This window comes from Roseovarius sp. SCSIO 43702 (assembly GCF_019599045.1).
In the GTDB taxonomy this organism is placed as follows: Bacteria; Pseudomonadota; Alphaproteobacteria; order Rhodobacterales; family Rhodobacteraceae; genus Roseovarius.
In genome coordinates this window covers 2,018,927-2,034,171 of record NZ_CP080623.1, presented here as the reverse complement: position 1 = coordinate 2,034,171, position 15,245 = coordinate 2,018,927, and the positions used below count along the sequence as shown (strand labels likewise).

Genomic DNA, 15,245 nt, shown 5'->3' with positions numbered 1-15,245 from the left:
CGGGTCGTGACATCGCGGGCGATTTGGTCCTATCAACGCTGTGATCGTTCTTGTCTCGAGATCAATGCAGCAACGCACAGGAGCCATTGTGGAAGATATTCTGAGGATCGGCGCCGCAGACCAACGCGATCGCATTGCGGCCGGTCGATTGACCGCCGTCGCCCTGATGGAGGCGACGCTGGAGCGCATCGAGGCGGTGAACGGCCGGCTCAACGCGGTGGTGAGCGCGCGGGATACCGGCGAGGTGATGGACGAGGCGCGCGCCGCCGATGCCGCGGGACCGGGGGCGGCCCTTCACGGGCTGCCGGTGGCGATCAAGGACCTCGCCGATGCTGCCGGATTGCCCACGAGCCAGGGATCGCCGCTTTTCGCCGGTCAGATCGCGGCGTCCGATTCGATCCACGTGGCGCGGATGCGCGCGGCGGGTGCGATCGTGATCGGCAAGACCAACACGCCCGAGTTCGGCCTGGGCAGTCACACCTACAACCCGGTGCACGGGGCGACCTGCAACGCCTACGACGCCTCGGTAAGCTGTGGCGGCTCCTCGGGAGGTGCGGCGGTGGCGCTTGCGCATGGGCTGGTAAGCCTCGCGGACGGGTCGGACATGATGGGCAGCCTGCGCAACCCGGCGGGATGGAACAACGTCTACGGCATGCGTCCGAGCTGGGGCCGCGTGCCGGGTGAGCCGCGCGAGGACGTTTACCTGCACCAGTTGTCCACCAACGGACCGATGGGGCGCAGCCCGCGCGACCTTGCGCTGCTCCTGTCGGTGATGGAGGGGCGCGATGCGCGGCATCCGCAAGGCTGGCCCTTCGCGCCTGTCCTGGCGCCGAAGGGGCAGGTGGATGGCACGCGCGTTGCGTGGCTGGGCGATTGGGGCGGCGCGTGGCCCTTCGAGGAGGGGGTGCTTTCGCTCTGCGAAGACGCGCTCGCGGTGTTCGAGGATCTGGGCGTCGCGGTCGAGGCGCTCGACGCGCCGCATCCGCGCGAGGCGCTGTGGGAGGCGTGGACGACGCTGCGCAGCTTCGCCGTGGGCGCGTCGCTCGCGCCGATGATGGAGGACGCGGAGAAGCGCGCGCGCCTGAAATCCGAGGCGATCTGGGAAGCGGAGCGCGGCCTTGCCCTGACGGCGCCCGAGATCCAGCGGGCGAGCGCGCTCAGGAGTGGCTGGTATCATCGCGCGCTGGAGCTGTTCGAGCGGTTCGACGCGTTCGTCCTGCCCACCGCGCAGGTCTGGCCTTTCGCGCTCGACCGCGACTGGCCCGACCGGATCGGCGAGGTGGCGATGGACAGCTATCATCGCTGGATGGAGGTCGTGGTACCCGCGAGCCTGATCGGACTGCCGGCGGTGGCGGTCCCGGCGGGGTTCGGGAAGAACGGCCTGCCCATGGGGCTTCAGATCGTGGGTGCGCCGGGGGCGGACCAGGCGGTGCTCGAGATCGCCGAAGCGTGGCACCGCGCGACCGATCACGTCGCGGCGCATCCGCCGCCAAAGCTGAGCGCGAGATAGATATTTGCGCGCCCACGCCGCGCCGCTAGGTTCGGGGCCTGTCGCCCGTGAGAAATGAGGCCGCGAGATGATGGAGAAAGAACCGGGTGTGCCGGAGCTTGGCCCGATCAGCATGGGAATGCTGGGCGAGGCGCTTCGCAGGGGGTGGCGCGACATGCGGCGTGCGCCCTTCTACGGGTTTCTCTTCGCGGGTGTCTATGTCGCGCTCGGCTGGGTGATGATCTGGGTCACGGCGGCGACGGGCCAGACCTATTGGCTGATCTTCGCGGCCGTCGGGTTCCCGCTTGTCGGGCCGTTCGCGGCGGTGGGTCTCTACGAGGTGAGCCACAGGCTCGAGGCGGGCGAGCCGCTCGAGCTCGGGCCGGTCCTGGGGGTCGTCTTGCAGCAGGGCCGGCGGCAGTTGCCGTCGATCTGCGCGATCATCATCATGGTCTTCCTGTTCTGGGTGTTTCTCGCGCACATGATCTTCGCGCTCTTCCTGGGGCTCTCGACGATGACCAACATCTCGACCAGTTTCGAGGTCTATCTCACCCGGGAGGGGCTGAGCATGTTGGCGGTGGGCAGCGTGGTGGGCGCGCTGTTCGCGCTCCTCATCTACAACATCACGGTGATGGCGCTGCCGATGCTGCTCGATCGCGAGGTGGATTTCGTCTCGGCCATGATCGCGAGCTTCCAGGCGGTCACGGAAAACCCCGGCGTGATGCTGCCCTGGGCGGTGTTCATCGCGGGGATCACCTTCGTGGCGATGATACCGGGCTTCGTGGGGCTGTTCCTCATCCTGCCGCTTCTGGGCCACGCGAGCTGGCATCTCTACCGGCTGGCGATGGAGGCGGGGATGGCGCAGGCACAGGCCGCCTGAGCGGGTTCAGGCCTCGCGGCCATGTGCCTTGAGGCGGGCGTACAGGCGTGGCGCGTCCGGGTGACCCGCGTCGAGGGCGAAGACATAGGCATGCGTGAGGAAGAAGCACGACGCGTCGAGATTGTTCGCGGTGTCCGCGGCCTCGGTATAGAGCTTCACCAGCGCCGGCTTGTTCACCGGGTCATGCGCGGCGATGAGGCGGGCATGCAGGCTTCGCGGGGTCATTCGGCGGCTCGTCGCTGTCCCCGGTAGGCTTCGACCTTGCCGGCGATCCAGGCGTGGAAGCAATGGGTGGGGCTGTCCATGACAGGCGAGAAGCGCCCGCCGTCGAAACCGGGCACGTGGCGGCCCTTCTGCATGCCCTCGACCACGAAGACGTCCTCTTCGAACACGGTCTTCCAAAGCTGCGTGTTTCTGGCACGCAGGCCCTCGGGCGTGTCGGGCTGTGCGTAGTAGAGGTGGATATGCTCGACCGTGCGCTCGGGGCCCTGCGGTTCGAGCACGATGGCGAAAGCGTGGTCGCGATGCACGCCGAGGAGGACGTTGGGGTAGACGGCGATGTATTCCGCCTGTTCGTTCCACTTCGCACCCACATCGGCGAAGTCGGGGAAGCGGTCGCCGTTCTCGTCGGTGAGTTGGCGATAGACCATCGTGCCCTGCCCGGAAAACGCGGCGGGTTCCTCGATGTTGTAGTGATCCTCGAGCCGCGAGTAGCTGTTGAGGCCGGGATGGACCCAGGGCAGGTGATAGCTTTCGCAGTAGTTCTCGACCGCGAGCTTCCAGTTGGTCGCGAGTTCGAGCGTGAAGCGGCTGTCATGGCCACCGTGGTAGAGCGGCAGGTCGAATTCGGCCCAGCGTTCGATGATATGCGACATCGCGTCCTCGAAGGCCGGGGCGTCGCCAGAGACGTTGATCCACACCACGTCGCGCCAGACATGGCTGCGCACCTCGTTGAGGCCGAGTTCATCGCGCCGGATGGCGTCATGCGTGTTGTGACCGGGACCGCCCACATGCGGGGTCGAGACGAGGTCGCCCTTGGTCGAGTAGCACCACGAATGGTAGGGGCAGCGAATCGCGCCCTCGATCTTGCGCGGTTCGGTGACGAGGATCATGCCGCGATGCCGGCAGATGTTCTGGAACACGCGCACGTCGCCGTCCCTGTCACGGATGAGCAGGAGCGGCATGCCGAGGAAGGTGAGCGGCACCGCGTCGCCGGGTTCGGGCACATCCGAGGCGACGGCGAGCCCCGCCCACTGCGTGAAGAGCACCGCGTTCTTCTCTTCCTCGAAGACGGCCGGGTCGACGTAATGCGCGTTGGGAAGGCCGTTGGCCTGCTCGACGCTGGCGCGGACATTGCTCAGATCGGTGAGGGACGTCATGGCTGCCTCCGGTGGCGGTGTTGCTTTCTCCTCAATGCAACGCAGGCCGTGGATGCGACCGACAAAAGGCGACATCGGCATGTCGTCGAGCGACCGGGAGGATCAGCGGAATTCCTCGTCAAGGCGCAGGAGCCGCGCGTAGAAGGGCGGCACGCGGTCGAGCGGGATGAGCCCGGCGCTGCGCGCGGTCGAAAGGACCGCGGAGCAGTCGCGGCCCAGATGCTCATAGACCATCCGGGTGGCGCGTCGGCCGGTGATCTTCTCGCGCACGGTCCGGGTCACGTAGCCCTCCCACAGGTTCGACTGGAACGAGGTTTCCGGGGCGAGGAAGTTGAAGGAACAGGCGAGCGAATCGCGGTGGGTGACGATGGCCATGACGCCTTCCTCCTGGCGCATGACGATGCCACGGAACTCGCGATCCCGAGGGTCGAGCGACAGCCCCTGCGCCTGCAAGGCCGAGCGCGATTCGTAGCCGCGCAGAAAGGTGTAGTCCCCGGAACGGGTGACGTGGACGAGGCCCATCACGAATTGCGACTGGTCGATGAAACTGGGCCTCACGAAGCGGTAGAACCCGTTCGGGAAAAGGTCCGGGGGAACCGCGATCGGCCCCGCGCCGAAGAAGCCCGCGACCATCGGGTGATTGAGCAGGTCGCCCGAGGCAGGACGCAGCGTTTCGACGGGTTCGAGCAGGATGCGGCCGTCCACACCGAAGAAGCGGCAGATTCGATGAAGCACGTCGGGGCGCGGGAAGCTTTCGCCCGACAGGTAGCGGTTGAACTGCGTCCGGTTGATTCCAAGCTCGCGGCAGAGCGCGGCCACGGAATCGTAACCCTCGGACAACACACGAAGATTCTGGCCGAAGATCGCGCGGAGTTCTGCGGGATCACCCGGATCGTCGTGCTGCGGTTTTGATGGAGAGCGGGTCATGTAGCGTGTCCGGGCGATCGCGGAAACGCTCTTGTTATAGTGGATTCGAGTTGCAGGGGATAGCTCCAAGGTTGAAAGTGACGCCATATCGCGTCAGTAGTGACGTGGTATCGCGTCGGACGCTACACGAGGTGACACAAAGGAACAATCCGCCGCACAGAATTGATCATGTATCGCGTCGCCCAGTCGCGCCATGCTGATCGGGAACCGAGCGATGAGGAGGAGGCCGAACATGTATGGAGTTGTCCTGTGGAGCGATGATGCAAGGAACCGGGCTGTCGTCTGGTGTGACGATCATGGCGATCTGGCCTTCTATCGTCGCACCGGCGGTGCGCGCGCACCGATGCCGTTCGCTGCGGGCGATCTCATCCAGTTCGATCTCAAGGAAGCGGCGGAGATGCGCATCGTGTCGCGTCCGCGTGTGGTCGAGCGCGAGAGCTATCCGACCCTGACGCATGACCTCAAGCAGGCTGGCGCCGCGATGGGGGCGCTCGAAGAGACCTGCCGCGCACCGGAGGGCTGCGTGGAGGCGCGTGACAACGTGGTATCGCTCAGCGCGCACCGCTGCGCCGAGGTCGCCTGAACTTTCTCGGACCGATCGAATCGAAGGACCGCCGAAGACAGATTCGGCGGTCCGTTTCGTTCCGGGGCCCGGCGGATCAGCCGCGGGGCAGCGCCGCGATGCCGGTGCGCGCGATGTCCGACAGCCCCAGCGGGCGCATCAGGTCCGCGAATGCGTCGATCTTCTCGGAGGTGCCGGTGATCTCGAAGATGAAGCTGTCGAGCGTGCTGTCGACCACGCTCGCGCGGAAGATGTCGGCCAGCCGGAGCGCCTCGACGCGCTTTTCGCCTTCGCCCTCGACCTTCAGGAGCGCGAGTTCGCGTTCGACGGCGCGGCCTTCGACCGTCAGGTCGTGAACCTGGTAGACCGGCACGATTCGCCCGAGCTGCGCCTTGATCTGTTCGATGATCTGCGGCGTGCCGGTGGTGACGATCGTGATGCGCGAGCGGTGCCCCTCGTGGTCGATTTCCGCCACGGTGAGGCTGTCGATATTGTAGCCGCGCCCCGAGAAGAGACCGATCACACGGGCGAGCACGCCCGGCTCGTTCTCGACGATGACGGCGAGAGTATGCGATTCCTGCACGTCCGAGAAAGTCGGGCGGAGGTTGTAGGCCGAGTGTTTCGTCGTGCCTTTCTTGATCTTCAGGGCGGACATCTTCGATCTTCCTTCTGTCGGGTCGGACCCGGAGCTTCGAAAGCTCCGGGCCGTGTTCTTTTCAAGAGGCCGTCAGGTCACACCAGCACCGCGCCCGAGGAACCTATGGCGTCCTTGGTCGACGCCTCGCCCAGCAGCATCTTGTTGTGCGGCTCGCCCGACGGGATCATCGGGAAGCAGTTCTCGTGCTTCTCGACAAGGCAGTCGAAGATCACCGGGCCGTCATGGTCGATCATTTCCATGATCGCATCGTCGAGATCCTTGGGGTCGTCGCACTTGATGCCCTTGGCGCCGAAAGCCTCGGCCAGCTTCACGAAATCCGGGAGCGCCTCGGACCAGCTGTGCGAATAGCGCTCGCCATGCAGGAGCTCCTGCCACTGGCGGACCATGCCGAGGCGTTCGTTGTTGAGGATGAACTGCTTGACCGGCAGGCGGAACTGCACGGCGGTGCCCATTTCCTGCATGTTCATGAGCCACGACGCCTCGCCCGCGACGTTGATCACGAGCGCGTCGGGATGCGCCATCTGCACGCCGATCGACGCCGGGAAGCCGTAGCCCATGGTGCCGAGGCCACCGGAGGTCATCCAGCGGTTCGGATCCTCGAAGCCGAGATACTGCGCGGCCCACATCTGGTGCTGGCCGACCTCGGTGCAGATGTAGCGGTTGCGGTCCTTGGTCAGCGCCTCGAGGCGGGCGAGCGCATGTTGCGGCTTGATCGCCGGGCCGTCCTGCCGGAACGAGAGGCAATCGACCTCGCGCCATTTCTCGATCTGCTTCCACCATTTCGCCAGCGCCTCGCGGTTCGTCTTGCGTCCGCGCGACTTCCAGACCTTGAGCACGTCCTCGAGCACATGGGCCACGTCGCCGACGATGGGAATGTCGGTCTTGATCACCTTGTTGATCGACGAGGGGTCGATGTCGATATGCGCCTTGGTCGAGTGGGGCGAAAACGCGTCGATGCGGCCGGTGATGCGGTCGTCGAACCGCGCCCCGACGTTGATCATGAGGTCGCAGCCATGCATCGCCATGTTGGCCTCGTAGAGCCCGTGCATCCCGAGCATCCCCAGCCAATGCTTGCCCGAGGCCGGGTAGGCGCCGAGACCCATGAGCGTCGAAGTGATCGGCACGCCCGAGGCCTCGACCAGTTCGCGCAGAAGCTGGCTGGCTGCCGGGCCGGAATTGATCACGCCGCCGCCGGTGTAGAAGATCGGCCGCTCGGCGGTCTCGAGCGCTTCGACAAGCTCGGTGATCGCCTCCATGTCGCCCTTCACTTGCGGCTGGTAGTGCGAGGTCTTGGCGCGGGCGACGGGGGTGTATTCGGCCGAGGCGAACTGCACATCCTTCGGGATGTCCACGAGCACCGGGCCGGGGCGGCCCGAGGTCGCGACGTGGAAAGCCTCGTGCAGGACGCCCGACAGGGCCTTGGTGTCGCTCACCAGCCAGTTGTGCTTGGTGCAGGGGCGGGTGATGCCCACGGTGTCGGCCTCCTGGAAGGCGTCGGAGCCGATCATGAAGGTGGGCACCTGGCCCGAGAGCACGATGATCGGGATGGAATCCATCAGTGCGTCGGTGAGCCCGGTCACGGCGTTGGTCGCGCCGGGCCCGGACGTCACGAGGGCCACGCCGGGCTTGCCGGTCGCGCGGGCATAGCCCTCGGCGGCGTGGACTGCGCCCTGTTCGTGCCGCACCAGGATGTGACGAATGCCGTTCTGCTGGAAGATCTCGTCATAGATCGGAAGCACGGCGCCGCCGGGATAGCCGAATACGACGTCCACGCCCTGATCCCTGAGGGCCTGAACCACCATCTTCGCTCCGGTCATCTGACGTGTCATCTTCTTGCTCCGTTCATGACATTCATCCTGCGCCGCATAAAAAAGCCCCCGAGAATTCCGGGGGCGCATGGGGACCGTTCTGGGTTACCGTTACCGGCCCATGCGCCATTCACCTACGATTACCACTAGCCGTGCCATGCGCGGGCCACTCCTTATGCTGCGAGCGCGACATTAGAAAGAGGCGGCGGGGGCGTCAACCGCGAATTTCCCATACGAGCCCTTGTATAATTGCGAAAATTGCGCGGTGCGACAATTTGGTTTGCAAAAGATGCGCTGGAGGGCACGTTCCGGGCAAGTTAATTCAGGATCTCTGCGCGACATGCTCGAGACCTGAGCCAACTACGTCATCCTGCCGCTCTTCGCCTGCTGGTCGCGGTGCGGCTGGGCCCGGCGCGCCTGTCGGGCGAGATCCCCGGATCCTTCTTGTTGATGCGTGCCGCCCGCCAGGCCGCGACGCCAGATCGTTGCAAAATCCCGGCCGCTCAAGGCTTCCGACGCAAGGACATCCCTTGCCGAGCGGAATTTTCGACCGTTTCGGGGCGTCGTGCGCGATTATCGGTATTTCCATGAGGCGGCTCTGACGATAATGTCCGCTTCACTTGAAACGGCCCGCGCCCGACGCTTCGTCACCGGCGCCCCGTAAAACAAACCGGGAGGAGACACTCGACATGAATCGTCGTTCATTTCTGAAAAACACCGCGCTTGGCGGATCGGCAGCCGCGGCGACATCGCTTGCGGCGCCCGCCTATGCCCAGGGCAACCGCACGCTGACCATGGTCACGACCTGGGGGCGCGGCCTTGCCGGTGTGCATGATGCCGCGCAGTATTGCGCCGACGCGATCACCGAAATGTCCGACGGCGCGTTGACCGTCGATCTCAAGGCCGCGGGCGAGCTTGTCGGCGCATTCGAGGTGTTCGACGCGGTCTCGGCGGGGCAGGCCGACATGTATCACGGCGTCGATTACTATTTCCTGGGCCAGCATCCGGCGCTGTCGTTCTTCAGCCAGGTGCCTTTCGGCATGAACTTCCAGGAATACAGCAACTGGTTCTACCATGACGGCGGCCGCGAACTGGCCGACGAGCTCTATCCGATCTTCGGTCTCAAGCCGTTCCCCGCCGGGAACACGGGGCCGCAATCGGGCGGCTGGTTCAAGAGCGAGATCAACAGCCCCGACGATTTCCAGGGTCTCAAGTTCCGGATGCCGGGCCAGGGTGGGCAGGTTCTCGGCAAGCTCGGCGCGAGCGTTCAGAACCTTCCCGGCTCGGAAGTGTACCAGGCGCTTTCGAGCGGCGCGATCGACGGGACCGAGTGGATCGGGCCCTGGGCCGACGAGAAGGCCGGTTTCCAGGAGATCACCAAGATCTACTACACCGCCGGTTTCCACGAGCCGGGCCCCAACCTGAACCTGACGCTCAACCTCGACGTCTACGAGGAACTGACGCCCGCGCAGCAATCCATCATCAGCAATGCCGCGCAGGCGGTGAACATCTGGTCGATGTCGCAATTCATGGCCAACAACTCGGCCGCGTTGCAGCGTCTGCAATCGGGCGGCGTGACGATCCTCGAGTTTCCCGACAGCGTCTGGGACGCCTTCGGCGCCGCGGCCGAAGAGGTCACGAAGGAGCCCATGGGCGACGAACTCTACAAGAAATGCTACGACAGCTACATGGAGTCGCTGCGCAGCTCGGCCGCCTGGGGCAGCCGTTCGGAAGGCGAGTTCACCGCTCAGCGCAACCGCATCGTCGGCATCTGATCCGGCAGACCGAAACACGGCCGCGCCCCCGCATCGCCGGGGGCGCGGCACGGGACACCTGAGCGCCGGGAGGCCCGCGAAAGGCGGGCCGGAGGGGCCGGCATCGCGGTTGGGTGAGAGGGAGATCCATGGAGAACGAGGCGAATGGCGGCGGCCTGGTGGAGTCGTTGGGCGGGCTGCTCGGCGGCGTGGTCTGGGTCGTGCAGAACATCCTGATGAGCTTCTACAACCTGGCCTACGCGGTGCTCAATCCGGGGCTCTGGCTCGATTGGTCCAACAACGAAGCGATCATGCGGGTCGTCTATTACGGCGGATCGCTCGAGTTCTTCTTCGTCGTCTTCACCCTTTTCCTCGTCATCACGATAATCGGCCTCTGGCGCAACGGCTTCATGTGGGCTTGCGTGCGGGTGCTCGAGGGCTTCGCCAACGGCGTGGGCCGGTTCTTTGCCTGGGCGGGGCTCTTGATGGTGATCCAGCAGATCATCATCGTTTTCCTCCAACGGGTCTTCGTACGGCCCGACATCGCCATCGGTTTCGGCATTCCGCTCCAGATGGACATCAGCTGGTGGTCGGAGGAGCTCAAGCTCTACAACGCGCTCGTCGTGTGCCTGTGTGCGACCTATACCTTCGTGCAGGGTGGGCATGTGCGCGTCGACCTGGTCTATTCGGCGGTCAGCTTCCGCACGAAACGGATCATCGACATGGTGGGCAGCCTGATTTTCATGATGCCCATGGCCGTGCTCATCTGGCTCTATGGCTGGTTTTTCCTGTGGCGTCACCTGATCACGCCGAAACCCTCGGCGAGCGACACGCTCGACCGGCTGCTGCTGAAAGCGCGGGCGGTGCGGTGGAACGTCGAGACGATCGGGTTCAGTCCGAACGGGTTCAACGGCTATTTCCTGTTCAAGGTCCTGCTTCTCTTCTTCACCGCGATGGTGTTCCTCCAGGCGATCGCGTTCTTCTTCCGATCCTATCTCGAGTGGAAAGAGGGGCCGGTGAGCGAGGGCAAGTATCTCGACCGGGACAGCCTCGGGGCAGGCGAGGAAGCCTTCGAGGGGACGCATTGATGCGTCACCCTTGCAATGACACGCGGCGACCGGACGACCGGCGCAGAACGCAGACCGCGACATAAGGGGCAGGGACCATGCTTTTCGGACTAGATGGCGTCGAGATCGGCCTGATCATCGTATTCCTCTGTCTCTTCGGAGGCATCCTTTCGGGCTTTCCGGTGGCATTCTCGATCGGCGGGGCGGGGATCATCGCCTTCGGCATCATCGCCGTGCTCGACAGTTCGGGCCTCCTGATCCACCAGGCCGTGGACACCTCGAGCGCCGAATACCGTGCATTGCTGGCCGAGGGGGTGAAGCAGGACACCATATCCCTTTTCCGATACCCCGACCTGCCACGATACGGCGAGCCGGTCTTTCCGCAGGGATGGGAGGTGGCGCTCGACCGCAACGTGTCGTTCATCGTGAACCGCCTGAACGAGCGGGTGCTGGCGGGGCAGTCGATCGAGACGCTGCTCGCGGTGCTCATGTTCGTCATGATGGGCATCACGCTCGAACGTTCGAAGATCGCCAACGACCTGCTCACCACGATGGCGCGCGTCTTCGGGCCCCTTCCCGGCGGGCTCGCGGTGTCGGTCGTGGTGGTCGGCGCCTTTCTCGCCGCGTCCACGGGGATCGTGGGGGCGACGGTGGTCACGATGGGCCTTCTGAGCCTGCCGACCATGCTGCGCAACAATTACAGCCCCGAGATCGCGACGGGCGTGATCGCGGCGAGCGGCACGCTGGGCCAGATCATCCCGCCGTCGATCGTGATCGTGCTTCTGGGCACGCTCGCGGGCGATCTCTATTCGGTCGCGCAGGAGAAACGGGCCATCGAGGCGGGGTGCACGGATGCGCTGACCTATCTCGGCGAGCCGGCGGTCGTCTCGGTCGGCACGCTGTTCCAGGCGGCGCTCCTGCCGGGGATCCTTCTGGCGCTGCTCTACGGGCTCTATGCGTTCGGCTACGCGCTTCTCAACCCGTCGAAGGCGCCGGCCGTGTCGCTGGGCGGAGCCGGGGGCGAGCCCACGACGCGGGGCGAGAAATTCACGTGGCTCATCGGCCTCCCGGTCGCGCTTGTCGCCGGTGTGCTGCTTGCGGGACAGGTGGGCCTTGTCGGCAGCCAGGACATCACCGTCAGCAGCTTCAGCGCGCGGGGCGAGGGCGCGTCGCTGCGCACGAATGTCAGGCCGGCCTGCCGCGAGGCGATGATCGAGCTGCACGGGCAGGCGGCATGGGACGCCGCCGTCGCCGAACAGGCGGAGATCGACGCGAGCGGCGGTGTCCTCGAAAGCCACGAGCGCACCGAGGAGGAGATGGCCGAGGCGATCGCCGCCAAGATGGACGCGGTCGCGCCCGTGGGGACGGGCGTGGCGATCATCTTCCTGCTCTTCGCGCTGGTGCTGGCCTTCGGGCGCGGGATCGCGCCCTCGGCCGATCCGCGACCGCTCATCCTGGGCGCGATCGGGGTGCTTCTGGGGCTCGTGCTGGACGTGCTGCTGATCGGTCCGACGACCAGTGCCGGGGCCACGACGCTGCTTCTGCTCGTGCCGCTCGGCCTCGCGCTCTACGGGGCATCCCATGCGGCGGGGCGGCTTGCGAAGAACGATCTTGTCGCGGTCGTCTTTCCGCCGCTTGTCCTCATCATCGCCGTTCTGGGCTCGATCCTGGGTGGCATCACGAACCCGACCCCCGCCGCCGCCCTGGGCGCGGGCGGGGCGATCATGCTGGCGGCCTATCGCAAGCTGAAGGATGACGACCGCTCGGGCAAGATCATCATCTGGGCCACGCTGGCCATCGTGGTGGCGATCCTGCTGGGGGTGAATTTCGACCTGCGGATCAACCTGGACGAAGTGGCCTTCGAGACATGGGCCGCGTTCCTTGTCGCCAAGGCCGCCTATCTCTTCGCGCTCTTCGGGCTTCTCTTCAGTTGCTGGGTGCTCTACTCGGGCGGAATCCTCACGCCGGTGGTGCGCGAGACCGCCAAGGTCACGAGCATGGTCTTCACCATCCTCATCGGCTCGCAACTTCTCAACCTCGTGGTCATCAGTTTCGGCGGCGAGCATTACATCCAGCAGTTCCTGCGCAGCTTCGACAGCGAGTTCAAGGTGTTCCTGATCGTGATGCTGGTGCTTTTCGTGCTGGGCTTCGTGCTCGACTTCCTCGAGATCATCTACATCGTCATTCCCATCGTGGGGCCGGTGATCTATGGCGGATCGTTCGATCCCAAGTGGGTGACGATCATGATCGCGGTGAACCTCCAGACCTCGTTCCTGACACCGCCATTCGGCTTCGCGCTCTTCTACCTGAGGGGCGTGGCGCCGAAGGAGGTGACCACGGGCCATATCTATCGCGGCGTCGCGCCCTTCGTGCTGATCCAGGTGGTGGGGCTGGCGATCCTGTGGTTCTTCCCGGCGATCGTGACCATCGTGCCGGCGCTCATCCCGAGCTGAGCCGGCGCGATCCTGCGCCTCACCGGGCGCAGGTGGGCGGTGGCGTCAGCTGCGGAAATGCTTCGAGAGCTTGAGGCCCTGGCCCTGGTAGTTGGACTTGAGATCGCGCCCGTAGAGAAGGGCGGGGCGCACGGCCATCCGCTCGTAGACGAGGCGGCCGACGACCTGCCCGTGGTCCAGTACGAAGGGGGCTTCGTGGCAGCGCACCTCGAGCACGCCGCGCGAGCCTTCGCCGCCCGCCTCGGCCCAGCCGAAGCCGGGATCGAAGAACCCCGCGTAATGCACCCGGAATTCGCCCGCCATGGCCACGTAGGGTGCCATTTCGGCGGCGAAGTCCGGGGGGATCGAGATCGCTTCGCGGCTTCGCAGGATGTAGAACGCGCCGGGGTCGAGGATGATGCGGCCCGTGGTGGTGCGGATCTCTTCCCAGAAGTCGTCGGCGGGGTAGTGGCCGATGCGGTCGAGGTCGATCACCCCGGTGTGCCTTTTGGCGCGGTAGCCCACGAGATCGTCCTCGCCGGCGCGCAGATCGACCGAGAAGCCGAGCCCCTCGGAAATGACGGGCGCGTCCGAGACGATGGGCGTCTGCGCGTGAAGCGCACGCAGCTCGTCATCGTCGAGGAAGGTGCGGCCCTGTCGGAAAATGATCTGCGTGAGCATCTGGCCGGGCCGCACAAGGACCGAGAAGCTTTGCGGACAGATCTCGGCGAAGAGCGGCCCGTCATAGCCGTCGGCCACGCGGTCGAACTCGATCCCCTGATCGGTGATCACCCGCGTCATCAGGTCCAGCCGTCCCGTCGAGCTCTTGGCGCTTGCCGCGGCGGTGGTGCCCACGGGCAGGCTCAGCCGTTCCATGAGCGGGACCACGTAGACGCAGCCCTTTTCCAGCACGGCGCCGCCGGTGAGGGGCATCTCGTGCATCTTGAGATCGTCGAGCCGGGCCGCAACGCTGTTGGCCTGTCCGGGCAGGAAGGAGGCCCGCACGCGGTAGGCCGTGTCACCCAGCCGAAGGTCGAGAGAGGCGGGTTGCACCTGGCCGTCGACGAAGGGTGTCGCGGCGGCGATCCGGCCCGCGGCGATCAAATCACGGATTTGACTGTCGGCCAGAACACCGGTCATGGACATCCCTTTCGGAAAGGCCGGTCGAGAGAGCGAGGGAGGGAAAACATGGTCGGGCTAGCAGGACTTGAACCTGCGACCTTCCGTCCCCCAGACGGACGCGCTACCAGGCTGCGCCATAGCCCGACTATGATGCCGGTGTCATAGCGAATTTCTGTTGGGACACAAGGGGGGATCGGCAAAAACCGTGCCCTCATCGGCTGCTTTTGGTGCGCTGTGCCGCGAGGTCGCGCAATCGCGCGGCGATACCGGAGAGCGCGGCGCGCTGTGCGGGCGTGGGCGAGGCGGGCAGGCGCGCGAGACTCGACAGGCTGCCCGGTGCCGCGTCGATGGTATCGGCGGGGTCCGCGGGCACCTCGATGCGCCGCGCGCGGGGGATCTCGGGCGTCTCGCGCGCGGTCCGCTGTTCTGCCGACTCCTGCGGCGCGTCGGGGCCGGGAGCGGGATCCGGCGGGGCCGGGTCGGCGGGGGCGGGGTCGCCGGTGTCCGGCGGCGCGGCCGATGCGGCTGTTGCCGGAGGTTCGGGACGCTCGGGCGGCACGAAACTTTCCGGGGGCGGGCTGGTCGCGGGCCGGGGCGGTTCCGAGGGTTGATCCGCAACGGGGGCGGGGGTGTCGTCGTCGGCGCTGTCCGGGGCGGTTTCCGCCGGCGATGCGCCGGGCGCGGGATCGCGCGCGGGTGCATCCGCTTCCGCGGCCTCCGGTTCGGCGGTCTGCTCGGCGGGCGGATTGTCGGGCGATGCCTGCGCCGCGGCCGGTGTGGCCACCTCGCCGGTCGCATCGCGCGAGAAGTTGTAGACCTGCGCGCTTTCGGGTTCCACGTTCGACTGCATGGGCGCGGCGTCGATGGTTTCGCCCTCCTCGCCGTCGAGCGGCGCGGACATGGCCGCCACATGCTTGACCCCGCTCTCGCGGAGGAGCTTCTGGACGCCCTTGATCGTCATGCCGTCATCGTGCAGCAGCTTGCGGATACCGCCCAGCAGGCGCATGTCCTCGGGTCGGTAATACCGCCGTCCGCCAGCGCGTTTGACGGGCTTCACCTGGCTGAACTTGCTTTCCCAGAAACGCAGCACATGGGCGGGAACGCCCAGCCAATCGGCAACTTCGCTGATCGTTCGGAAAGCGTCGGCGGATTTGCCCATCTATGCGC

Annotated in this window: 13 protein-coding genes and 1 tRNA gene; 6 read left to right on the top strand and 8 right to left on the bottom strand. The window is 65.8% G+C overall.

The window, feature by feature from the left end; translation table 11 throughout:
* Positions 1–64: 64 nt before the first annotated feature.
* A complete protein-coding gene (locus K1T73_RS10010) occupies positions 65–1,510 on the top strand; it encodes an amidase (protein ID WP_220600576.1) in 1,446 nt (481 codons plus the stop codon).
* 67 nt (positions 1,511–1,577) lie between these two features.
* Entirely contained in the window at positions 1,578–2,369 is a 792-nt protein-coding gene (locus K1T73_RS10005; RefSeq protein WP_220600575.1) for a DUF2189 domain-containing protein, read from the top strand.
* A 6-nt stretch (positions 2,370–2,375) separates the two neighbouring features.
* Here the strand turns inward: K1T73_RS10005 and K1T73_RS10000 are convergent, their stop codons facing one another.
* From K1T73_RS10000 to K1T73_RS09990, 3 genes are all read right to left on the bottom strand, one after another.
* The gene (locus K1T73_RS10000; protein WP_220600574.1) at positions 2,376–2,594 is read right to left on the bottom strand and encodes a hypothetical protein; all 219 of its coding nucleotides are present in this window, start codon (positions 2,592–2,594) and stop codon (positions 2,376–2,378) included.
* Positions 2,591–3,748: an aromatic ring-hydroxylating dioxygenase subunit alpha gene (locus K1T73_RS09995; RefSeq protein ID WP_220600573.1), complete on the bottom strand. Its 1,158-nt coding sequence runs from the start codon at positions 3,746–3,748 to the stop codon at positions 2,591–2,593. Before K1T73_RS09995 ends, K1T73_RS10000 begins: the two co-directional genes overlap by 4 nt.
* Positions 3,749–3,850: 102 nt before the next feature.
* Positions 3,851–4,675, bottom strand: a complete 825-nt coding sequence (locus tag K1T73_RS09990; RefSeq protein WP_220600572.1) for a helix-turn-helix domain-containing protein — start codon at positions 4,673–4,675, stop codon at positions 3,851–3,853.
* Between the two features lie 232 nt (positions 4,676–4,907).
* On the opposite strand from K1T73_RS09990, the gene K1T73_RS09985 reads away from it, so the two are divergent.
* Positions 4,908–5,258: a hypothetical protein gene (locus tag K1T73_RS09985; RefSeq protein ID WP_220600571.1), complete on the top strand. Its 351-nt coding sequence runs from the start codon at positions 4,908–4,910 to the stop codon at positions 5,256–5,258.
* A gap of 76 nt (positions 5,259–5,334) precedes the next feature.
* On the opposite strand, the gene ilvN is transcribed toward K1T73_RS09985, so the two are convergent.
* Together ilvN and K1T73_RS09975 are read right to left on the bottom strand one after the other, a co-directional pair.
* Positions 5,335–5,892: an acetolactate synthase small subunit gene (gene ilvN, locus K1T73_RS09980; protein WP_220600570.1), complete on the bottom strand. Its 558-nt coding sequence runs from the start codon at positions 5,890–5,892 to the stop codon at positions 5,335–5,337.
* Positions 5,893–5,969: 77 nt separating this feature from the next.
* Positions 5,970–7,724 (bottom strand): acetolactate synthase 3 large subunit, encoded by a 1,755-nt coding sequence (locus K1T73_RS09975; RefSeq protein WP_220600569.1) that lies wholly within the window; start codon positions 7,722–7,724, stop codon positions 5,970–5,972.
* 668 nt (positions 7,725–8,392) lie between these two features.
* Here K1T73_RS09975 and K1T73_RS09970 point away from each other — a divergent pair.
* The 3 genes from K1T73_RS09970 to K1T73_RS09960 all read left to right on the top strand — a co-directional run bounded on the left by K1T73_RS09970 (position 8,393) and on the right by K1T73_RS09960 (position 12,977).
* Positions 8,393–9,478: a TRAP transporter substrate-binding protein gene (locus K1T73_RS09970; protein ID WP_220600568.1), complete on the top strand. Its 1,086-nt coding sequence runs from the start codon at positions 8,393–8,395 to the stop codon at positions 9,476–9,478.
* A gap of 128 nt (positions 9,479–9,606) precedes the next feature.
* Positions 9,607–10,545, top strand: coding sequence for a TRAP transporter small permease subunit (locus K1T73_RS09965; RefSeq protein ID WP_220600567.1), 939 nt, complete (start codon positions 9,607–9,609; stop codon positions 10,543–10,545).
* Positions 10,546–10,622: 77 nt separating this feature from the next.
* Positions 10,623–12,977, top strand: a complete 2,355-nt coding sequence (locus K1T73_RS09960) for a TRAP transporter large permease subunit (protein WP_220600566.1) — start codon at positions 10,623–10,625, stop codon at positions 12,975–12,977.
* Between the two features lie 45 nt (positions 12,978–13,022).
* Here the strand turns inward: K1T73_RS09960 and K1T73_RS09955 are convergent, their stop codons facing one another.
* The 3 genes from K1T73_RS09955 to K1T73_RS09945 form a co-directional block, all read right to left on the bottom strand.
* Positions 13,023–14,096, bottom strand: coding sequence for a 2'-deoxycytidine 5'-triphosphate deaminase (locus K1T73_RS09955; protein WP_220600565.1), 1,074 nt, complete (start codon positions 14,094–14,096; stop codon positions 13,023–13,025).
* Positions 14,097–14,145: 49 nt separating this feature from the next.
* Positions 14,146–14,222, bottom strand: a tRNA-Pro gene (locus K1T73_RS09950).
* Between the two features lie 67 nt (positions 14,223–14,289).
* Positions 14,290–15,237 carry a MerR family transcriptional regulator gene (locus tag K1T73_RS09945; protein WP_220600564.1) on the bottom strand — a complete coding sequence of 316 codons (948 nt, stop codon included), beginning with the start codon at positions 15,235–15,237 and terminating at the stop codon, positions 14,290–14,292.
* Positions 15,238–15,245: the final 8 nt, after the last annotated feature.